The sequence below is a fragment of the Amycolatopsis sp. FBCC-B4732 genome, from assembly GCF_023008405.1.
In the GTDB taxonomy this organism is placed as follows: Bacteria; Actinomycetota; Actinomycetes; order Mycobacteriales; family Pseudonocardiaceae; genus Amycolatopsis; species Amycolatopsis pretoriensis_A.
The window spans coordinates 317965-338932 of the sequence record NZ_CP095376.1; the positions used below are offsets into that span (position 1 = coordinate 317965).

Below are 20968 nucleotides of genomic sequence, written 5' to 3' on the forward strand. Positions count from 1 at the left end.
CGGTGCTTCTGCCGATCGACCCGCCGGACGTCCGGCGCGCGGACCTGATCCGCGTGGCGGGTGACCGTGAATGGGAACAGTGGACCAGCGTTCCCGGTCCCGTCCTCGAGTCGGTGACGGGTGCGGACGCGAAGGCGCTCGTCAGGCTCGTCTCCGAGCTCCCGGACGCCGGGATGATGCGGTGCTACCACCCGGTGTACGCGCTCAGGGTGCACGGTGCGGAAGGCGTCCTCTTCGAGATCGCCTTCTGCTTCCGCTGCCACAACGCGCTCGGCTTCGCGGGCGCCGCTCAGACCACGCTCGAAGGGTTCGACCCGGATTCACCGGCGGGGCAGGAGCTGCGCCGCCGGTTCCGGGCCGCGGACCCTAACGCGGCGGGACGTGAGCCAGCTTCCTGAGCTCGTCGACCGTCTCGGTCACGTTGGTCAGGAGTTCCGTCCGAGCTTCCTGGTCGGCGGCGTGGCGGTAGATGGCGGTCGGGCCGTCGCTGATCGCGATCGCGGCGACCAGGCGGCCTTCGGGGTCGCGGGTGAGCCCGGTGGTCACCGACACCTCCCGGCCGACCGTGTCGACCGTGGTGAGCGTCCGTTCCTTGTACCAGCCTCGCGTGGTCATACTTCGCAGCTCCGGGGGATGGGCTCGACGGGGGATACGTCGTAGGACGCCCGGATCCCCGAAGGCGTTACGGCATACTGGTCCGGGTGATCTCCCGGCCGCACGTTCTGCTGTCCGCCGCGCAGTCGCTCGACGGCTACCTCGACGACATCTCGTCCGAGCGGCTCGTGCTGTCCACTGAGGACGATTTCGCCGTCGTGGACCGGTTGCGGGCCGAGGCGGACGCGATCTTCGTCGGCGCCGGAACCGTGCGGGCCGACAACCCGCGGCTGCTCGTCCGGTCGCCCGAGCTGCGGCGGCAGCGGGTCGAGCAGGGCAAGCCCGAGCAGCCCGTCAAAGTCACCGTGACCACGCGCGGGCTCGACCCGGAGGCGCAGTTCTTCACCGTGGGCGATAACGAAAAGATCGTCTACGCACCACCGGGGGCGGCCGGCGAGCTGAAGCGCGTCGCCACCGTCGTGGACGCCGGGAACCCGCCCGACTTCGGCCGCGTCCTCGACGACCTCGGGCAGCGCGGCATCGGGAAGCTGCTGGTCGAAGGGGGCGGCGGCATCCACACCCGCTTCCTCACCGAAGGCCTGGCCGACGAGCTGCGGCTCGCGATCGCGCCGTTCTTCGTGGGGCAGCCGGGTGCGCCGCGGTTCGTCGGGCCCGGGCTCTACCCGCGGCCGCTCACCCTGGCCGGTGTGCGGGAGCTGCAGGGGATGGCGATCCTCGAGTACCGCGCCGCGGCCGAGCCGAGCGGACCGGACGTCCGGCGGCTCAAGGAAGCGATCGCGCTCGCCGCCGAGTGCCCGCCCAGCCACACCTTCCGCGTCGGCGCGGTGATCACCGACGCCGGTGGTGAGGTCGTCGCCACCGGGCACTCCGGCGAGGGCGACCCGGCGAACCACGCCGAAGAAGCCGCCCTCGCCAAGTGCGCCGGCGACCCGCGCCTGGCCGGGGCGACCATGTACAGCTCACTGGAACCGTGCAGCCACCGGAGCTCGCACCCGCGCAGCTGCACGCAGCTGATCCTCGACGCCGGGATCCCGCGCGTCGTGTTCGCGTGGCGCGAGCCGCCGGTGTTCGTCGATGCCCGGGGCACCGAACTGCTGCGGCAGGCCGGGCGGCACGTCGTCGAGGTGCCCGCGCTGACCCCGGAGGTCCAGCGCGAGAACACCCACCTCGACTTCTGACGCGCGGCGATCAGCAGGCGCCGTTGTCCTGCCAGACACCCCATTCGCCGGTGGTGCCGGGCTCCTCGCCCTGCGTCCACCACTTGGCGGTCCACTTGTGGCTGTTGTGCGAAACGACGTTGTCCTTGACGTAGACCTTCGTCCGGTCCCACTCGGCCGCGGTGCACGAGCCGCCGCCCGGGGTGGTCGGGGTCGTGGTGGTCGGCGGGGTCGGCGTCGTCTGCGGCGGCGTCGCACCCGCGAACCGGACGCTGAACTTCGTGAAGTCCCAGTCGTTCTGCGGGACGTTGCTGCAGACGCCGTTGTCGGTCGTGCCGACGCAGGCGCGGTCGCGGTTGACCGACCAGAACGTGAAGCGGCCGAGGCCGTGGCTGGTCGCGTAGTCGTACACCGTCTGGAAGTCGGCGGTGTAGAACATCTCGGCCGCGTCCGATTTGCCGTTCATGCCCGAGAAACCCTCGTGCGAGTAGGCGGTCGCGCTGTCCCAGCCCATGTGCGACATGAGCAGGCCGTGCAGGGCCTCCAGCGCCGACACCTGCGACGAGCCGCCGTTGAAGCCGCCGTCGAACGGCATGATCGAGAAGTTGTTGGGCGTGAACCCGATCGACTTCGCCTGGTCGAGCAGCTGGGTGCCGAACCAGCCGGTGCCGGCCGCGGTGCCCGGCATGGTCACCGACACGAAGAGGCCGGGGTTGTTGGCCTGCAACGTCTTCGCCGCGCCGAGCTCGTTCGCGATGGCCGCGGTGTTTTCGTACTCGGGCTCTTCGAGGTCGAAGTCGATGGCCTTGAGCGAGTACTTCGTGACGACCTGCTGGTAGGCGGCCGCGGTCGCGGCGACCGTGCCGCAGGTCTGGCCGAGCTTCGTGCCGCCGTACCCGCCGACGGAGACGGAGATGTCCCCGCCCGCCCCGCGGATCTTCGAGATCGCCGCGGCGACGGTGGTGTCGCTGGAAATCGGGTCGGTGCCGTCCCAGGTGGGACTGCAGCCGCCGCCGTTGGGCGCCAGGATGAACGCGAGCTGGAACGCCTTGAGCCCGGTCGCGTTCATCACGGTGACCGGGTCGGGCGGGTTGTTGCTCTGGGGCATCAGGTACGGCGCCGCGGCGTACCAGTTGTTGCTCAACGCCGCGGTGGCCGCCGGAGCACCGAGCACAAGGCTGACGGCGGTGGCGGCGAAAGTGGCGGCGGCGAGCCCGACGGCGGCCAGTCTGCTCTTGCGCATGAGCTGTCCTCCCGGTGGGGATCGAGGGTGGACAGATCATTGGACTAGACCATTGACGAAGTCAAGCCGACGGCGGAGTTCTGGGCGAAACCTGTCGGATAGTCGGGTTTCCAGGAGCGGATCCGGTCCGCCCAGCCGCCGTCGGTTTCTCCTCGTGTCCGTTCGGCGAAGCCTGCGCGTCGAGCACGAGCGCGTCGAAGTCCCGGATGGCCTTCCGGACCGCGGATTCGTGCACCGGGGCAGGCTCGTTCAGCGCCGCGACGGCGTTCGCGTGTTCGCCGGCGGCCTTGCGGACCCCTTGCAGGGCCGAGCCGTCGTCCACCCAGTAGTGCGGCAGCGACCGGGCAACCTGGGCCAGCCGGAGCAGGGACAGCCCGATTTTCGCCTTCGAGTGAAGCGCTTTGAGCACGGGGGCCTGGAGCCCGTCGAACGCCGCCACGGCTCGGAGTGCCCGGTCGAGGTCGCCATCGCGAGCGGTGTCGAGGGCCTGCTGCAACGCCCAGAGCGTGTCGATCTGGTCGTCGCCGGGGTCGAGGCTGCGCATCGACGCGCTGATCGCGCCGGTGAGATCGTCGAACACCAGGGCGGCGGTGATCGTGTCGATGCTCAACGGCGTCAGCGGGGTGCGTCGCTGCAGCTCGACGGCCGCTCTCGCGCTGCGCAACAGATCCCTGGCCAGCCCGCCGGACCAGGCGTGGCAAAGCATCGCGACGATCGGCGGGAACCCGGTGGCCCGCGCCCGGATGACGTCGAGCGACTCGTCCAGCGTCAGCCGCCGGGTGTGAATCACCGTGTCGAACGCCGAGTCGAACGCGTCCCGCCCGGCGAGCCCCCGGCGTTCGAAGGAGTCGAGGGCATCCGTGGACACGGTGACCACGAAGTGGACTTTCTGGATGTGAAAGAGATCCTTCAGCTCGTTGACGATCTCGACCAGGTCGGCGGACTCGCCGATCTTGTCGAGCTCGTCGATGCAGACGATCATGCGCTCGCTCTCGCTGAAGGCCGCGAAGGTCTGCAGCAGGTCCCGCAGCGCGCCGACGAGCTCGGCCCGGCCGAGGGAACGGCTCTTCAGCTTGACGCCGTTTTCCCTGCTCGACTCCCAGAACGACTGGAACTTCAGCACGATCTTGCCGGTGGTCGCCCGTTCGGTTTCCCAGCGCAGGTCGCGGAGCAGTTCCACGGCTCGTTTCACGTGGGGTTTCCGCGTGGCGGTGTCGAGCCGCTTGACGACCTTGAGGATCTGGCCCGCGAAGAGGGTCACGAGGAAGGCGCTGAGGCCGAACGCGAAGCCGCGGAGAACGTCCAGGCTGACGACAAGAGCGACCAAGGACACGGAAAAGGCGACGGCCACCAGTCGTCGGAACGTCAGGCGGTCCGCGAACCGGTACAGCCAGTCGGTCAACCGGTCCGGCTGCCGGCTGATGATGGCTCCGGCGATCTCGGCCAGCAGCAGCCGGATGAAGTCCCCGGCGTCGTAGCGCACCGGCGACGGCACGACGACCACGGGCCCGGCCATCGCCGGATCGCTCTGCAGCGCCCGCATGACCGTCGACTTCCCCGAGCCGCGGGTGCCGGCGAGGCCGATCGCCGACGACTCGTGCTCGAGGATGAACTCCTTCACGTAGGCCGCGGTCGCCGACCGGCGGACCTGGGTGACGTCCAGTTCGACGAGCCTCGGCGCGTGGGTGGGGAACGCGATGATGCCCTGGGGACCGAGCTCGTCGTTGATCGACGTGGCGACAGCCTCCTGCACGGCCGCGGCCAGTGAACGGGCGAAGGTGCTGGCTGCTGTCGCGGCCGGTCGCTTGAGCGCGGCCACGGCTGTCCGTCGTCGCAGCAACCACCCCGACCAGGTGACCACGCAGAGGGTGAGGACGAGGTAGCCACCCGCTTCCACGATGCCGAACTTGCGGCCGATCCAGCTGTGCTCGGTGTCGAGGGAAAGGAGCTTGAGCAGCTCCGGCTTCGGCACCTGGGTGATGAGCGCGACGAACCCGGCAGCCAGGAGCGTCAGCAGCCCGAGCAGGAGCAGCCGGGCGACCGAGCGCCGGGTGCGCGTGGTGAGGGCCTCGTCCGCCCGCCGGCGCGCCTCCTCGTAAGCGGTCCGGTCGATCGAAGTCGCGACGGCGATCGACCCGGCGTGCTCGGCGAGGAGGCGCTCGACGATGACGGCCTGGTGGGCCTGGTAGTGCTTGAACTCCTGCCGCTCGAACACCTCGTTCGCGATGTCCTCGATCGTGGCGGGGGACTCGACCTCGAGCATGTCGGAGTAGTCGCTCGAACCGGTTCGGCGTTACGGCTCACTCCGCTTCGAGGTCACCTTCCAGCGACAGGTACACCTCGCGCATCTTCTCCAGGAGCGCGGGATCCGGCTCTTCCCACAGCCCGCGGTCCGCCGCTTCGTTCAGCCGCTCCACGATGCCGCGCAGTGCCCAGGGGTTCGCCTGGCGCAGGAACTCCTGGTTCACCTCGTCCAGCACGTAGGACTCGGTCAGCTTCTCGTACATCCAGTCGCCGACGACGCCCGCCGTCGCGTCGAAGCCGAACAGGTAGTCCACCGTGGCCGCCAGCTCGAACGCGCCCTTGTAGCCGTGGCGGCGCATCGCCGCCAGCCAGCGCGGGTTCACCACGCGTGCGCGGAACACCCGGGCCGTCTCCTCGCCCAGCGTCCGCGTGCGGACCGCGTCCGGGGACGTGCTGTCGCCGACGTAGGACGCCGGGGCCGAGCCGGTCAGCGCGCGGACCGTCGCGATCATCCCGCCGTGGTACTGGAAGTAGTCGTCCGAGTCGGCGATGTCGTGCTCGCGCGTGTCGGTGTTCTTCGCCGCCACGACGATCCGCTTGTACGAGTTCTCCATGTCCTCGCGCGCCGGGCGGCCGTCGAGGTCGCGGCCGTAGGCGAAGCCGCCCCACACCGCGTACACCTCGGCGAGGTCCTTGTCGTCGCGCCAGTTCCCGGAGTCCATCAGCGGCAGCAGGCCCGCGCCGTACGCGCCCGGCTTCGAACCGAAGATCCGCGTGGTGGCCCGCCGGGAATCGCCGTGGGCGGCCAGGTCCGCGGAAACGTGGTCACGCACGAAGTTCCGGTCCGCCGGTTCGTCCAAAGCGGACACCAGCCGGACCGCGTCGTCCAGCATCGTGATCACGTGCGGGAAGGCGTCGCGGAAGAAGCCGCTGATCCGGATGGTGACGTCGATCCGGGGCCGGCCCAGCTCGGCCAGCGGGATCGCCTCGATCCCGGTCACCCGCCGCGAAGCCTCGTCCCACACCGGCTGGACACCCAGCAGCGCCAGGACTTCCGCGGCGTCGTCGCCGGACGTCCGCATGGCCGACGTGCCCCACACCGAAAGCCCGACCGAACGCGGCCAGTCGCCGGTGTCCTCGCGGTAGCGCTTCAGCAGCGAGTCCGCCAGCGCCTGCCCGGTTTCCCAGGCGAGCCGGCTCGGGATCGCCTTCGGGTCGACCGTGTAGAAGTTCCGCCCGGTCGGCAGCACGTTGACCAGCCCGCGCAGCGGCGACCCGCTGGGCCCGGCCGGGATGTAACCGCCGTCCAGGGCGTGCAGCACCGAGTCGAGTTCCGCGGTCGTGCCCGCCAGCCGCGGGACGATCTCCTCCGCCGCGAACGAAAGCACCCGCGCGACCTGGGCGTCCGGGGCCACCGACGCGACGGCGGTGGCGTCCCAGCCGCGCATTTCCATCGTCTGCACGAGTTCCCGCGCCGTCTTCTCGACCGCGTCCACTTCGGACATCGGCGCGTCTTCCTTCAAGCCCAGCGCCGAGCGCAGGCCCGGCACCGCGCCCTGCTTGCCGCCCCACATCTGGGACGCGCGCAGCATCGACAGCACCAGGTTGACCCGCGCTTCCCCGACCGGTGCCGCGCCCAGGATGTGCAGCCCGTCGCGGATCTGCGCGTCCTTGACCTCGCACAGCCAGCCGTCGATGTGCAGCAGGAAGTCGTCGAACTCCGCGTCGTGCGGGCGTGCCTCGACGCCGAGGTCGTGGTCGAGCTTCGCGGCCTGGATGAGCGTCCAGATCTGGGCGCGGATCGCGGGCAGCTTCGCCGGGTCCATCGCCGCGATGTTCGCGTGCTCGTCGAGCAGCTGCTCCAGCCGCGCCATGTCGCCGTAGGACTCCGCGCGCGCCATCGGCGGGATCAGGTGGTCGACGATCGTCGCGTGCGCCCGCCGCTTCGCCTGCGCGCCTTCGCCCGGGTCGTTGATCAGGAACGGGTACACCAGCGGCAGGTTCCCGAGCACGGCGTCCGGCGCGCACGACGCCGAAAGCCCCGCCGTCTTGCCCGGCAGCCACTCCAGCGACCCGTGCTTGCCGAGGTGGACGACGGCGTGCGCGCCGAACTCCTCCTCCAGCCAGCGGTACGCGGCCAGGTAGTGGTGGCTCGGCGGGAGGTCCGGGTTGTGGTAGATCGCGACGGGATTCTCGCCGAATCCGCGCGGCGGCTGGATCATGATGATGACGTTGCCGCTCTGCAGCGACGCCAGCACGATGTCGCCGTTGTCGACGTACAGCTCACCCGGCGCCGGGCCCCAGTGTTCTTCCACCCCCGAACGCAGCTCCGCGGGCAGCGCGTCGAACCACTCCTGGTAGCGCGCGGCGGGTACGCGGATCGGGTTGCCGGACAGCTGTTCCTCGGTCAGCCACTCCGGGTCCTGCCCGCCGGCCGCGATCAGCGCGTGGATCAGCGCGTCGCCGTCCGGCTGGTCGGTCCCGGTCGGGTCGACGCCGGGGAAGGCGTCCGGCCCCAGGTCGTAGCCCTGTTCGCGCATTCGCCGCAGCAGCTCGATCGTCGACGCCGGGGTGTCCAGCCCGACCGCGTTGCCGACGCGGGAGTGCTTCGTCGGGTACGCGGACAGCATCAGCGCGATGCGCCGCTCCGCTGGGGGCGTGTGCCGCAGCCGGGCGTGCGCCAGCGCGATGCGGGCGACGCGGGACGCGCGTTCGGCGTCCGGGACGTACCGGGGCAGGCCGTCTTCGTCGAGTTCCTTGAACGAGAACGGCACCGTGATCAGCCGCCCGTCGAACTCCGGCACGGCCATCTGGTTGCCGGCGTCGAGCGGGGAGAGCCCGTCGTCGCTCGCCGCCCACGTCTCGCGGTCGCTGGTCAGGCACAGCGCCTGCAGGATCGGGACGTCGAGCGCGGCCATCTCGGCGACGTCCCAGGCCTCGTCGTCCCCGCCGGCCCCGACCTCGGACGGCTTCGTGCCGCCCGCCGCCAGCACCGTGACCAGCAGGGCGTCCACCTTCCCCAGCTCGGCCATCATCTCCGGCTCGCGCGTCCGCAGCGAAGCGCAGTAGACCGGCAACGCGCGCCCGCCGGCGGCCTCGATCTCGTCGGCGAGCGTGTGGACGAACTGCGTGTTCCCGGACAGGTGGTGCGCGCGGTAGTACAGGATCCCGATCACCGGGCCCTCGGCGCGCGAAGGCCGCTCGAGAACGCCCCAGCCCGGCTGCCGGGCGGGCGGCTCGAAGCCGTCGCCGGTGAGCAGGAGCGTGTCGGAGAGGAACCGGTGCAGCTGGGTGAGGTTCGCCGGGCCGCCCTGCGCGAGGTACGCGTGGGCCTCGGCGGCGATGCCCGCCGGGACGGTCGAGAGCTTCATCAGCTCGGCGTCCGGCGTCTGCTCCCCGCCCAGCACGACGACGTGCGCGCCCGACGCCCGCAGCGTGTCCAGGCCCTCCTGCCAGCTGCGCGGGGTGCCGAGGATCCGCGCGACGACGATCTTCACGCCGTCGAGCAGCGCCGGCAGCTCGGCGACGTCGAGCCGGGCGGGGTTGCCGAGCCGGTACTCGCCGTCGGCCGAACGGGCGCTGAGCAGGTCGGTGTCCGAAGTGGACAGCAGCAGGATCACGAGGTTCCTCCTCGGGGTCCGCGCCCCGGGTAGACGGACGCGCCGGCGGGAGTTCCTGGCTCCCGGGATCTCTCCCGGTCACAGTGGCGGGACCGCCCCGGATTTGAACCGGGTTCCTCCACCTGCCGACGCGTGGGTTCCAGCTCACTCTCCGGTGCGGCCGACCCGGCGTCAAGGTGACGTGCGCGGCTCAGAGCCGCTTGGCCGTGCGGAACGCCTTCGCGTACGTCCCGGACCCGTCGATCAGCGAGACGCCGCCCGCGTCGCCGAAGGTCGGGCCGTTCGCCACCTTGCGGCTGGACAGCACGCGGTGGTGCCCGTCGCCGTCGATGCCCAGGTAGATGCCCGTGTGCGAGACCTGTGGCCCGAGCTGCGGCTCGAGGTTGAAGAACAGCAGGTCACCCGGCTGGAGCCGGCTGAAGTCCGTCACCTGCTTCTTCTCGTCGGGTATCAGCGAGGTGCCCGGCCCCAGCTCGGCCAGCGCCCACGCCCGCCGCGGCAGGCCGGGGCCCTTCGTGTTCGTGCCGAGCAGCGGGTAGCCCGCCCGGTAGCCGTAGACCATCCGCACGAACCCCGAGCAGTCGAGGGACCGGGCGCGCCGCGGCTCCGCGGCCTCGTGGACGCCGTCCGGGAAGTCCCAGCCGATGCCCAGGTAGTCGTAGAAATCGGACTTCTCGAGCCGCCCCTCGGCGCTGTCCGGGCCGAAGCTGGCGTCCCCGGCCACGCGCAGCTTCTTCACGACCTGGTCGGCCGCGCCGTCGGTGTACTGCAGCGCCATCGCGAGCACGTCCGGGCCGGTGTCGGCGGCCGCCTTCGGGAACCAGCCGGTGAACCACGGCTCCTTCTCCGCGCCCGCCTGCCACGGCTGCGGCGCGAGCCGGATCCAGGCCGTCGACGTGATGCCGGCCGTGGTGAACTTCGGCTCGGTGAACGTCCGGGACCGGCCGGTCAGCATGACCGTGCGGGAGCCGTCGGTGAACGACGCCAGCTGGGCGCCCGCCCCGTCGCGCACGATCGTCCGGGCCGGGTCGGCCAGCCGGTCGTAGGTGTAGCCGCCGGTGACGGCCGCCCCCGAGGGCGCGGGCGACGCCGAGATGGCCGTGATGTCCTGCCGGTCCTGCGTGGCGACGTACAGCGCGGCCGCGCCGGACAGGCCGATGACCGCGGCGAGGACACCGATCCGGACCGCCTTGCGCATCGTCACCTCACACCGTCGGGACCAGGCCGATCAGCACGCCGCTGATCAGCACCGCGTAACTGGCCAGGCTGACGCCGCCAGTGGCGAGCATCGTCGCCACCGGCTTCTGCCGGACCAGCTGGTAGGCGACCAGGCCCGGCACCACGAACCCGAGCGTCTGGTGCACGAACAGCAGCGGGAAGTCGGCCTGGAGGAAGAGCAGCAACGTCGTCTGCAGCAGCACGCCGAGCAGCACGACCGCGGCGAAGAGCCGCTTGCCGTACAGGATGACCATGCGCTGCAACGCCTTCGTACCGCCGAAGGTCAGCGCCGTCATCAGCACGATGATCGCCGCGCGCCGGTAGTCCTCGACCATCGTCAGCGCGATCCAGCCGGGCGTGATCATCCCGCCGGGGGACAGGTTCGTCGTCAGGTAGCAGACCAGCGACAGCAGCAGGCCGATGGCGAGCCCGACGGTGGCGACCTCGGGGGCGAGGGACGTGGTGAGCATCAGGAGACCGGTTCCAGTTTCGCGAGTTCCTCGATGAGCAGTTCCCCCTGGCCGTGGATGTTGCCGATGGCGATCAGCGACGCCTGCCGCTCGACGCCGCCGACGATCCCGCGCAGCAGTTCCCGCGGCGAGCGCGAACCACCCAGGTCGACGACCCGGTCGTGCCACTCGCTGGGGATCGCGGCGCGGGCGCTGCGGGTCGGTTCGCCGATCAGCACGACGCGTTCCGGGGCGATGCGGGGGATCAGCGCGCCCATCTGGCCGTTGCGCTCGACGCGGTCCGGCCGGCAGTTGATGATCACGTGCAGCGGGTCGGAGATCGCGCCTTGCGCGCGGAGCTGGTCGATGTTCATCAACGTCGATTCGGGGTCGTTGGCGGCGAAGACGTTGGCGAAGCGCAGGTGCCGCCGTCCGGCGCGGTACTGGTGGACCTGGAGCACGCCCGGGTCCGGCGGTGCGGCCCACATGCCGTCGAGCGCCAGCTGCCGGTTGACGCCGAGCAGGTCCGCCACGGCCAGCGCGATGGCGACGTTCTCCTTGAAGGTGATCCAGCCGAAGCCGCGCATCTCCTGGTCGGACACGGATTCCGGGTCGACGGCGATGAGCTCGCAGTCCCGTTTGGCCGCCTCTTCCTGGAGGATGTGCAGCCGGTCCTTCTCCGCGGTGAGGCAGATTCCGCCGACCGGCATCGAGCGGGACAGCGAGCGGGCGACGTCGTCGAGGGTCGGGCCCATCTCGGCGAGGTGGTCTTCGCGGACGTTGCACAGCACGCCGATCGTGGAGCGGATCAGCTTGCTCTGGTTGATCTCCTGCAGGTCCGGCATCACGGCCATGCATTCGATGACGAGCGCGTCGGGCCGGTAGGCGGCGGCGCGGCGGACGATGCCGATCTGCTCGACGACGTTGGCGATGCCGAACTTGCGGTAGACCGGCTCTTCGCTGCCGTCGGGGTGGATGAACCGGGCCGCGGTGCCGGTGGTCTTCGCCGTCGTGACGAGCCCGCCGCCGCGCAGCGCGCCCGCGCAGAGCCGGGTGATGGAGGATTTGCCGCGGATGCCGTTGACGAGCACGCGCGTCGGGATGCTGTGCAGGTGCCGGTAGTGCTGGCGCTGTTCGGCGATCCCGGCGGTGAGCATCGCCGCCGATGCCAGGAGCAGCACGACGTAGAGGAACGTCACGTCAGACCCCGGCCCCGTCCAGCTCGATGCGCTGGAGCAGCACGGTTTCGTCGGTCGCCGCCCCCACCGGGCGCCGGACCTCGCCGAGCCGGTCCCGGCCTTCGGTCAGGGCCTGGCGGCAGATCTCGACGCAGGAGGCGATGGTGCCGATCTCGTCCTGCCGCTGCGGGTAGACGACGGCGCCGGTGTCGCCGCGGGCGATCCGCCGGGCCTCCTCGCCGACCCGTCGCAGCGGCCGCACGACGACCAGGAAGTGCCAGGCGAACAGCATCAGCGCGACGACGGCGGTGAGCAGGGCGGCGACCCGCGCCCCCGAGCGCACGGTGTTGTCCGCGAGCCCGAGCGAGCCGATCGGCTGCTCGGCGACCACGACCCACTTCAGCGAAGCCGCGTTGCCCTTGTCGGCCAGGCGCTGCGCCGCGACGAGCGCCGACGACGTCGTCTGGCGGGCGTCCTTGCCGGCTTGCGCCGCGTCGACGCTCTTGATCAGCGCCGGATCGGTGAGCGCGTCGAAGGCGAGGTAGCCCTCGGTGTCGGCGATGGTCCGCTTGCCCTCGTCGACGACGCGGACGCGGCCGCCGGCCGGCCCGAGCAGCGCGGCCATCCGCGGCACGTCGTACTCGCCGACCAGGACGTTCTTCGAGTCCGGCAGCGGCGTGAAGGCGTAGACGACCGGGACGCGGCCGCTGGTGTTGTGCTGGCGCAGCCCTTCGCCGTCCGGCAGCTTGCCGGGGTCGCGCAGGGACTCGCGCCCGGCTTGCAGCACCACCGAGCCCTGCTCGTCGGCGACGTAGACGCTGCGGAACCGGCTTTCGGTGCCGGCCAGCTGGTCGAGCATGCCGCGCAGCCGGTCCGGCTGCTTCCCCTTGCCGAGCCGCGCGACGGACTGCAGGTCGGTGAGGCCCTCGGCGAGGCTGCGGCGCAGCGTGTCGGCCGAGCGCGTGACGCGGACGCCGTGTTCGCTGAGCGTGGTCGGCGAGACCTCGGCGTGCTGCCGCCCGAGCGTCGCGGCGACCGCACCGGACCAGCCGAGCAGCGCCAGTGCGACGAGCACGATGACGAGCTGGGCGGAGAGGAACGGCCGGACCGGCTTCGCGGGCTTGCGGCGGCGGAGCCGGCAGCGGTAGCGCTCGACCGCGGTCGTGAGGACGTTCACTTCGCGGATCCGCGAGGGCCGGACCGGCTTGCCGAGCCCGCCGGCCGCGACGGCGAGCGCGTCGGTGCGCAGGCGGCGGATCGGCGCGACGACCGCGCGCCGCAGCAGGACGAACCCGAGCACGGCGAGGACGAGCAGCGCGGCGGCGGGGATCAGGCCCGGCCAGCGGACCGGCACCGCGTCGACCGGCGAGCGGCCGAACGAGACGACGGACAGGCCGAGGCTGCCGCCGGTGCCGGACGGCGAGACCGGGGCGTAGGCGACGACGGGGGCGCGCTTGCCCGCCGCTTCGGCGTCGCCGGTGAGGACGCCGGCCTGGCCCGCGGCGGCCGCGGTCGAGGCGCGGGCGAGCAGTTCCTGCGCGGGCCGGTCGGTCGCGGCGACGTCGGTGCCGTGCGTGTGCAGCACCGCGCCGTCCGAAGTGACCAGGCGGACCTGGGTGCCCTCGGCCAGCTCGCCGCCGATCCCGCGCAACGCCGTCGAGACGACGAGGAGCTTGCCGGCGCGGGTCCCGGTGAGCGGGAGCGCGGTCAGCACGAGCGGGGTGTCGCCGGGGCGGGCGACCGGGCGGACGGTGAGGCTCGCGATCGCGACTCCCCGCAGCGTCTCCACCGGCACCGGCTCGCCGCGCGTGGCCGGCACCTTCTGCGAAGCCGGGTCGTAGACGGCGATCCCGCGCCAGTCGTCGTAGGTTTCCCCCAGGCGGGCGAGGAGCGCGTCGTCGTCGGTGGTGTCGAACACCCCGGAGCCGGCCGCGACCTGCAGGTCACCCGCGGCCGCCGTCGCCGACGTCGCGACGCTCTGCGCGATCCCGGCGGTGGTGCGCTGCCGGCTCGCGGTGACCTCGTCGGAGACCCGGCCCGCCCGGTCGTCGGCGCGGACCAGGGAAAGCGGGCCCGCGGTGGACAGGTACAGCGCGGTGAAGGCGGCGATGAGCAGCAGCAGCGCGAACGTCGTCGCGGACGCCACGCCCACCCCGCGCGGGAAGCCCGCTTCCGGGATCTGCGCGCGCAACCGGGCGGCGCGATCGCCGTGCGGTGTTGGCCGGTTCACCTGGGTCCCCAGGGCCCTTTCGGTCGAGCGATCCCGGAAAGTAACGAGCCGCAGGGGCCGTTAGTGGAAGATCCACTCTTTCGGGTCACATGAAGGTATCGAAGTTGTCAGCGGTGACCGTACAACTGACCCCATGGTGGGACAAACGGCGGCACGGAGTGACGACTGGAGAGCGTAAGTACACTCCTGGTGGTGATCAGCCGCCCTCGGACGTTGCTCAGCGTGGTCGGCGTGGTCGTCGCCCTGGCGTTGGCTTTGACATTGGTGCTGGTCCTCGGTGACGACGACCCACCACCGCCCGTGCCGGAGGCCGGTTTGGATTCCCTCGTAACGAAGTTCACAGCCGGGCTGTCCGCGGGCCAGGAGTACCGCTCACCGAAATCCGACGAACGTCGTACGGCGGCCGCGGGGTTCGCCGCCGTGGTGGATCGCCGCGGCACGGCGGACTTCGAGAAGCTCGGCTTCTCCGTGCGCGACAGCGTCGACCCGGCGACCGGGCGGCCGTACACGATCGCGGTGAACGAAGCCGGCGGCGACCGGGCGTGGGGGATGTACGTCATCGACCGGTCCGCGCCGCCGTCGCTCGTGGTGGAGGTGCCGCACCCGGCGTTCGACCTGCGCACCGAACTGTTCGGCGTCGACCTGTTCCGGCGCGTGCCGGGCGCGGTGCTGCTGGTGGCCGGCGCGCACCGCAAGGCCGACGACGGCAAGGCCGACGTCGCCCACGAAGAGGATTCGGTGTTCCACGTCGTCGCCACCGGGCTCGCGGGGCGCGGGCTGCCGCAGGTCCAGCTGCACGGCTTCCACGACCAGAACCTGCCCTCGACCGACGTCGTGCTCTCCTCGGGCGCCACGGTCGCCGGGGACGCGGCCCGGCGCGCGGCCGACCGGCTGACGGCCGACGGGTTCGCCGTCTGCCGCGCGTGGGAAGAGCGCTGCAAGGGCCTGGAAGGCACGACGAACGTCCAGGGGAAGATGGCCGCGGCGGACGACACGGTGTTCCTGCACGTGGAGATGAGCCGGACGGTCCGCGAATCGCCGGAACGGCGGGCCGACGTCGTCCGTGCGCTGACGGAAGCCGATCTCACCAAACCCTGATACTTTTTTTCGACCGCGACGGGTGATTGACACCACATCCCCGCGCCGTAAAGTGCGGATGCCGGACGCTCTCGCATTCCACGGTTTCGGCGGAATGGGGTCATGGGGGCTTGCAGCGCGACCGGAGGCAATTTCGATCTCTGTTCGGGGAGGCTCCGCGTGCGTCGGAAACAAAAAGCGGCGGCGATCGCGCTGGCGGCCGGAATGGCGTTTCCCGTTCCCGCGGTCGCCGTGGCCGCACCGGCTCCCGCGGCGGACGGCCAGTCGGTCACGCTCATCACCGGCGACCGCGTCCGGGTGCTGCCCGGGGCCCGCGGGGCGGCGGCCGCGGTCGTCGTCGAGCCCGGAGCGGGCCGAACCGGGATCGGCTTCCTGCGCGAGACGAGCACCGGCGGCCGCCCGGGCGACGTCACCGTGGTGCCCGCGGACGCGCTGCCGCTGCTGGCCGCCGGGCGGCTCGACCCGCGCCTGTTCGACGTCTCCGAACTGCTGCGCCAGCACCTGGCCGACCCCGAACCGGGCCTGCCGCTGATCATGACCTACGCCGCCGGGGCCCGGCCGGCCGCGGCGGCCGCCACGACAGTCCGGGACCTGCCCAGCGTGCGCGGGGCGGCCGTGCGCCAGGACCGGCGGCGCGGCGCGGAGTTCTGGACCTGGCTCACCGCGTCTCCGGGCACGCTGCGGCCCGGCATCGGCAAGGTGTGGCTGGACGGCCTGGCCACCCCCGCCCTCGACGTCAGCGTGCCGCAGATCGGCGCCCCGGCCGCCTGGCAGGCCGGCTACACCGGCAGCGGGGTCACCGTCGGGCTGCTCGACACCGGCGTCAAGGCCGACCACCCGGACCTGGCGGGCAAGGTCGTGGCCGCCCGCGACTTCACCGGGACCCGCCCGGACGCGAGCGACGACCTCGGCCACGGCACGCACGTCGCGGGCATCATCGCCGGCACCGGCGCCGCCTCCGGTGGCCGCTACCGGGGCGTGGCGCCGGACGCGCGGCTGATCAGCGGCAAGGTGTGCGTCGCCTACGGCTGCCCGGAGTCGGCGGTGATCGCCGGCATGGAGTGGATCGCGCCGCAGGTGCCGGTGGTCAACCTCAGCCTCGGCGGCGACGCGACCGACGGCACGGACCCGTTGTCCCAGGCGGTGAACACCCTCACCGCGCAGTACGGCACCCTCTTCGTCGCCCCGGCGGGCAACGACCGGACGCTCGACCTGCCCGAGCCGCTGCCGGTCGTCGCGCCCGCCGCGGCCGACGCCGCGCTCGCCGTCGGCAGCGTGTCCGCGACCGACGTGACCAGCCCGTTCTCGAACCGCGGGCCGCGCCTCGGCGACTACGCGGTCAAGCCCGACCTGTCCGCGCCCGGTGAAGGCATCGTCTCGGCACGGGCCCCGGGCACGCGGGACGGCGACGCGGCGCCGGTCGACGCCGACTACGCCCGGCTGTCCGGCACGTCGATGGCGGCGCCGCACGTCGCCGGCGTGGCCGCGCTGCTGCGGCAGGAGCACCCGGACTGGACCGCCGGCCGGCTCAAGCCCACGTTGACCAGCACCGCGCAGCCCACCGGCGACGTCGCGGGTCAGGGCGCGGGCCGGGTGGACGCGGCCCGCGCGGTCACCCAGCAGGTCACCGCCACCACCGGGAGCCTCAGCTACGGCTTCTTCGCCTGGCCGCACACCACGCCGGTGACGAAGACCGTGACCTACCGCAACGACGGGGCCACCGCCGTCACCCTCGCGCTCACCAGCTCCGACGGGCTCGTCACGCCGGCCGCGGCCACCGTGGTGGTCCCCGCGCACGGCACCGCCGGTGTCGGCGTCACCCTCCGGCCCACGGCGGCGGCGACCGGCCCGCACAGCGGCCGGCTGAGCGCGACGGCGCCCGGGATCGCCGTGCAGACCGCGTTCGGCGCCACCCTCGAGCGCGAGAGCTACGACGTCACGGTCCGGCTGATCGGCCGGAGCGGCGGGCCCGGCGCGGGCATCGCCAAGCTCGTCAGCACCACGACCGGGGAAGCGTTCGGCGTCCGGCCGATCGGGGCCGACGGCGTCGCCGTGGTCCGGGTGCCCAAGGGCAGCTACGACCTCAACGCGTTCGACGTCTCGGGCCAGGCGGTGACCCTGCTGTCCAAGCCCGGGGTCGCGATCACCGCGAACACCTCGTTCACGCTGGACGCCCGCACGGGCAAGCCGGTGCGCGCGGTGGTCGACCACGCGGACGCGCACCTGCAGTCGGGCGAGCTCGGCCTGGTGTCGGGGAACCCGGCAGGCGACCGCACCAGCACGCTCGCCTGGCTCGTCCAGCCCGGCAACGAGCTGTTCGCCGCCGGCTCCGGCCGCCAGGTCACCGACCACACGTACGCGATGTACCTGCGGGCCACGCTGGCCGCCCGCGAGCCGGGCACCGATCCGGCCGGGTACGTCTACCAGCTGGCGCTGCTCGAACGCGGCCGCGTGCCCGCCGACCCGGTGTTCCGGGCGCGCGACCGGGACCTCGCCGTCGTCGACGCCCGCTACCGCACCCAGGGCGGGACCACGGACGGCCTGCGCGTCGACTACGCGTCGTTCGGTTTCCCGGGCGCCGACAGCGGCGCGTACCAGATCCTGCCGCACACGCTGCCGAGTCGGCGGACCGAGTACTACACGCCGGGACCGTCGGTGAGCTGGCAGCACATCCTCGCGGTGTACCCGCCGGACCTGACCGACTCGGAGAACCAGTTCTCCTACCGGACCTACCGGCCCGGCGCCCAGCGCGCGGACTGGAACAGCGGCCCGGTGGGGCCCGCGTTCGGCGCGCCGCGGGACGGCTGGGGCGTGCTGCGCGCGGGTGACCAGCTGACCTACGCGATCCCGGTGGTCTCGGGCAGCGACCCGGAGCAGTACAGCGCGCCGCCGGTGGGCCTGTCCGGCACGGCGACGCTGTCGCGCGGCGGGGTGGAGCTGGGCACCAGCCCCGATCCGGCCTTCGGGGCGTTCACCGTGCCCGCCGGCGCCGGCCCGCTCACCCTGCGCTCCGTCGCCACCCGCAGCGTGCCGTGGTCGCTGCTCGGCACCCACGTCGACGTGGCGTGGACGTTCCGCGACACCGGCGAGGCCGTTCCGCCGCCGCTCATGGTGGTCCGGGCGCAGGGCGCGCTCGACGACGACAGCCGAGCCCCGGCGGGCCGGCCGTTCCTGCTCGCGCTCACGGCGCAGCGGCAGCCGGGGGCGGGCGCGTTCCGCCTCGCGGACCTGCGGGTCGAGACCTCCGCGGACGACGGCACGACGTGGGCGGACGCGCACGCGATCCGGCTCGGCGACGGCGGCCTGGCGGTGGTGCGCAACCCGGCGGGGGACAGCTTCGTCTCGCTGCGCATCACGGCCCGCGACACCGAGGGGAACAGCGTCACCCAGACCGTGCTCAGGGCGTACCGGACGACGTCAGGGTGACGACGGCGAGCGGGACGGCGAAGGCGGCGGTGGTCAGCAGCCGGAGCACCCGGCGGTGGGCCAGCCACTCGCCGTCCCAGCCGCCTTCGGTGTCGTAGCGCGTGTTCGCCGTGGTCATCAGGGCCCGGCCGAGCCCGAACCCGGCGCCCGCGGCCAGCGCGGCGGGCAGCGGCGCGGTGAGCGCCACGGCCACCGCGGCGACGTAGGGCAGGCCGCTGGGCAGGTAGGTGCGGACGCCGGTGCCCATCTCGAACCCGAACTGCAGCGGGCCGAGGTGCCGGCCCAGCCGGAAGACGGTGTCGGGCACCAGCCGCCGGTTCTCCGGCAGCCGGAACGACCACACGCCGGTCTCCCGCAGCAGCACGGCGGCCAGCGCCACGGCCACCACGCCCCAGCGGACGGCGACCGGCAGGGGTGCGCGCAGCAGCGATCCCGCCACCACGAGCACGAGGGCGGTGAGGGCGCCCCCGCAGACGAGTCCCGCGCAGAACGCCAGTGTCGGTGTGCCCCGCCAGACCGGCGAGCTCAGCACGGAGGCCGAGTTCCGGCTTCAAACGGAGCCGCTGGTGGCGAAGCCGGCGGCCGCGCACAGGACGAGCCACGCACTCGGCAGCAGCCAGCCCGGCGGCGCGAGCACGGCCGCGCCGGCCACGGCCAGCGCCGCCACCACGAGCCCGCCGGCGATCGTCAGCGGGTGCCAGCGGCGCCGGGGGAGCGCCGCGGTCAGAGCTCGGCCCGGCAGATGGTCAGGTAGGTCTGCCCGGTGCTGCCGTCGCCCCAGAACGTCGAGAACCCGTCCGAGCAGCGGTAGACCCTCTTGTCCGGCGTCGTCCACCGCCACGCGTTCTTGGCGATCGTCTGGCCGCAGGTGTTGGACAGCGGCTGGTGGTCGACCTGCACGCCGTTCTCGTTCCACGTGCCGTACTTGTGCCAGCCCGCTTCGCAGTACGTGCTGCCGCGCCAGTAGCCGCCGAAGCAGGCGGCGTAGGTGTTGACGTAGGTGCCGCTGGTGTCGAGCAGCTCGGGGTAGCCGGTGGCGTAGGCGTCCCGGCAGTCGTTGCGGTCCCAGCCCTGCATGCCGTCGGGGCCGGTCTCGGCGTTCGCCCGCCGCAGCCGCGACAGGCCGGACCAGTCGAGCGCGGTCGCGCCGATCGTCAGCACCCCGAGCGCCACCGCCCGCAGGAACGTCCGGCGGGCGGTGGTCCCGGGCAGCTTCGACCCCGCCCGCGTGCGCCCGGCGTCCGGCTCGGCCAGGTCAAGCTCCGGAATCCGCGCCAGCTCGAGTGCCACCGACATCCCCTCCTGCCGTCGGGCCGGCCCAGCCGGCCAAGGTCGTGTCCACGTCGCCCGCGCGGACCGGGAGCCGCAGCCGCCGGACGCGGCCGTCCTCGTCGGCCAGCATCAGCACCGGCGGCGAGAGGTGCGAGACCGAGCGCCACGCTTCGCCGTCCGAGACCACCGGCAGGCCGCGGGCCAGGTCCTGCCACGCCGACGCCGGTTCGTGGGTCAGCAGCGTCGTCCCGGCGCCCAGCTCGGCCAGCCGGTCGACGACGGTCAGGCAGAGCGGGCAGCCGGAGTCGACGGCCGCCACGACCCGGCCGGCGAACCGCGGCCCGAGGACGACGTCCGGCGGCGCCGCCACGAAGCCGTCGGACGTCCGGGTGACGATCCCGCGCAGCAGCCGCACCTCGCGCAGCACCGCCGCGAGGCCGAAGAAGAGCACGGCGATCGCGGCCCAGGTGATCAGCAGCACCGCGGTCGACGTCGTCATCGGCGCTGCCAGCCGACGTCGAGCTCGTCCAGCCAGTCGAGCCGCTCCCGCTCGGTCTTCGCCGCGGAGTCCGCGAGGTGGACCTCGGCCACCCCGGCCGCGCAGCCCAGCACGAACGACCGGGCGTTCGTCTTCCACACTTCGCCGTGCTTCGTGCGCGCGCCGGCGTGCGGCGGGATCAGCGCGGCGGCCTCGCGCGGGGCGGGGATGGACAGCGAGCCGTGGTCGCGGACCACGACCACGAGGTGCTCGCCGGCGGGGTCGAGCAGGGTCGCCGGCCGCGGCGTGACGACCATGCCGCCGACCTGGTCCTCGATGCGCAGGGAGCCGAACAGGCCGGCCACGCGGTCGCGGTGCGGAGCCGGACCGGCGTACACCGTCATCAGCTCGTGGTAGTCGCCGAGCAGGGTGGCCACGGACGACTGCCCGTCGGCCGCCTCGGCCACGACGACCTCGCGGCCGTGCACGAGCAGGCGTTCGCGGGTGCGGGCCGGTGCGACGCGGGTGCACGCGAAGTCGTGGTAGCCGCGCGACCCGATCTGGAAGCCGGTGCCGTACGAGCCGCCGACGAACCGGATTCCGGCGACGACGTGGGAAACCGGGGCCCCCGCGGAAAGCCCGACGGTGACGCGGCCGCCGCTCGGCGCCGTCAACCGCAGTGTCTGGATCGCCATCGGACCTCCGATTCGGCGGATATTCCGCCTTGCGAGACTAACCGA

At 72.7% G+C, this 20968-nt stretch carries 16 protein-coding genes and 1 riboswitch; of the genes, 4 read left to right on the forward strand and 12 right to left on the reverse strand.

The window, feature by feature from the left end:
- The first annotated feature begins 2 nt into the window (after positions 1–2).
- Positions 3–398: a hypothetical protein gene (locus MUY14_RS01120; RefSeq protein WP_247019870.1), complete on the forward strand. Its 396-nt coding sequence runs from the start codon at positions 3–5 to the stop codon at positions 396–398.
- Here the strand turns inward: MUY14_RS01120 and MUY14_RS01125 are convergent.
- On the reverse strand, positions 367–615 hold the full coding sequence (locus MUY14_RS01125) for a hypothetical protein (RefSeq protein ID WP_247019873.1): 249 nt from the start codon (positions 613–615) through the stop codon (positions 367–369). The two genes, MUY14_RS01120 and MUY14_RS01125, sit on opposite strands and share 32 nt — an antisense overlap.
- Before the next feature lie 86 nt (positions 616–701).
- Between MUY14_RS01125 and MUY14_RS01130 the strand changes: the two genes are divergently transcribed.
- The gene (locus MUY14_RS01130) at positions 702–1793 is read left to right on the forward strand and encodes a dihydrofolate reductase family protein (RefSeq protein ID WP_247019875.1); all 1092 of its coding nucleotides are present in this window, start codon (positions 702–704) and stop codon (positions 1791–1793) included.
- Positions 1794–1803: 10 nt separating this feature from the next.
- On the opposite strand, the gene MUY14_RS01135 is transcribed toward MUY14_RS01130, so the two are convergent.
- From MUY14_RS01135 to MUY14_RS01165, 7 genes are all read right to left on the reverse strand, one after another.
- The gene (locus MUY14_RS01135) at positions 1804–3015 is read right to left on the reverse strand and encodes a chitinase (RefSeq protein ID WP_247019877.1); all 1212 of its coding nucleotides are present in this window, start codon (positions 3013–3015) and stop codon (positions 1804–1806) included.
- A 61-nt stretch (positions 3016–3076) separates the two neighbouring features.
- Positions 3077–5278, reverse strand: a complete 2202-nt coding sequence (locus MUY14_RS01140) for a P-loop NTPase fold protein (RefSeq protein WP_247019879.1) — start codon at positions 5276–5278, stop codon at positions 3077–3079.
- 37 nt (positions 5279–5315) lie between these two features.
- The gene (gene cobN, locus MUY14_RS01145; RefSeq protein WP_247019882.1) at positions 5316–8879 is read right to left on the reverse strand and encodes a cobaltochelatase subunit CobN; all 3564 of its coding nucleotides are present in this window, start codon (positions 8877–8879) and stop codon (positions 5316–5318) included.
- A gap of 30 nt (positions 8880–8909) precedes the next feature.
- A riboswitch (cobalamin riboswitch) is annotated at positions 8910–9038 on the reverse strand.
- Positions 9039–9069: 31 nt separating this feature from the next.
- A complete protein-coding gene (locus tag MUY14_RS01150) occupies positions 9070–10077 on the reverse strand; it encodes an NlpC/P60 family protein (protein ID WP_247025025.1) in 1008 nt (335 codons plus the stop codon).
- 7 nt (positions 10078–10084) lie between these two features.
- Positions 10085–10567, reverse strand: coding sequence for a poly-gamma-glutamate biosynthesis protein PgsC/CapC (locus MUY14_RS01155; protein WP_247019884.1), 483 nt, complete (start codon positions 10565–10567; stop codon positions 10085–10087).
- The gene (gene pgsB / locus MUY14_RS01160) at positions 10567–11745 is read right to left on the reverse strand and encodes a poly-gamma-glutamate synthase PgsB (RefSeq protein ID WP_247019886.1); all 1179 of its coding nucleotides are present in this window, start codon (positions 11743–11745) and stop codon (positions 10567–10569) included. The genes MUY14_RS01155 and pgsB overlap by 1 nt, the downstream gene beginning before the upstream one ends.
- Position 11746: 1 nt before the next feature.
- Positions 11747–13954, reverse strand: a complete 2208-nt coding sequence (locus tag MUY14_RS01165; protein ID WP_247019888.1) for a HAMP domain-containing protein — start codon at positions 13952–13954, stop codon at positions 11747–11749.
- Positions 13955–14146: 192 nt separating this feature from the next.
- On the opposite strand from MUY14_RS01165, the gene MUY14_RS01170 reads away from it, so the two are divergent.
- Complete coding sequence (locus MUY14_RS01170; RefSeq protein ID WP_247019890.1) at positions 14147–15052, forward strand: hypothetical protein; 906 nt, start codon at positions 14147–14149, stop codon at positions 15050–15052.
- Between the two features lie 159 nt (positions 15053–15211).
- Positions 15212–18478 (forward strand): S8 family serine peptidase, encoded by a 3267-nt coding sequence (locus tag MUY14_RS01175; RefSeq protein ID WP_247019892.1) that lies wholly within the window; start codon positions 15212–15214, stop codon positions 18476–18478.
- On the opposite strand, the gene MUY14_RS01180 is transcribed toward MUY14_RS01175, so the two are convergent.
- The 4 genes from MUY14_RS01180 to MUY14_RS01195 all read right to left on the reverse strand — a co-directional run bounded on the left by MUY14_RS01180 (position 18450) and on the right by MUY14_RS01195 (position 20923).
- Entirely contained in the window at positions 18450–19010 is a 561-nt protein-coding gene (locus MUY14_RS01180; RefSeq protein WP_247019894.1) for a hypothetical protein, read from the reverse strand. The two genes, MUY14_RS01175 and MUY14_RS01180, sit on opposite strands and share 29 nt — an antisense overlap.
- A 191-nt stretch (positions 19011–19201) precedes the next feature.
- Positions 19202–19768, reverse strand: a complete 567-nt coding sequence (locus tag MUY14_RS01185) for a hypothetical protein (protein ID WP_247019896.1) — start codon at positions 19766–19768, stop codon at positions 19202–19204.
- A complete protein-coding gene (locus MUY14_RS01190; RefSeq protein WP_247019898.1) occupies positions 19734–20249 on the reverse strand; it encodes a hypothetical protein in 516 nt (171 codons plus the stop codon). The genes MUY14_RS01185 and MUY14_RS01190 overlap by 35 nt, the downstream gene beginning before the upstream one ends.
- A complete protein-coding gene (locus MUY14_RS01195; RefSeq protein ID WP_247019900.1) occupies positions 20246–20923 on the reverse strand; it encodes a hypothetical protein in 678 nt (225 codons plus the stop codon). Before MUY14_RS01195 ends, MUY14_RS01190 begins: the two co-directional genes overlap by 4 nt.
- Positions 20924–20968: the final 45 nt, after the last annotated feature.

Coding starts and splice junctions, on each gene's coding strand:
- MUY14_RS01125 (WP_247019873.1), bottom strand. CDS start 615: ATGACCACGCGAGGCTGGTACAAGGAACGGACGCTCACCACGGTCGAC.
- MUY14_RS01135 (WP_247019877.1), bottom strand. CDS start 3,015: ATGCGCAAGAGCAGACTGGCCGCCGTCGGGCTCGCCGCCGCCACTTTC.
- MUY14_RS01140 (WP_247019879.1), bottom strand. CDS start 5,278: ATGCTCGAGGTCGAGTCCCCCGCCACGATCGAGGACATCGCGAACGAG.
- MUY14_RS01150 (WP_247025025.1), bottom strand. CDS start 10,077: ATGCGCAAGGCGGTCCGGATCGGTGTCCTCGCCGCGGTCATCGGCCTG.
- MUY14_RS01155 (WP_247019884.1), bottom strand. CDS start 10,567: ATGCTCACCACGTCCCTCGCCCCCGAGGTCGCCACCGTCGGGCTCGCC.
- MUY14_RS01190 (WP_247019898.1), bottom strand. CDS start 20,249: ATGACGACGTCGACCGCGGTGCTGCTGATCACCTGGGCCGCGATCGCC.
- MUY14_RS01195 (WP_247019900.1), bottom strand. CDS start 20,923: ATGGCGATCCAGACACTGCGGTTGACGGCGCCGAGCGGCGGCCGCGTC.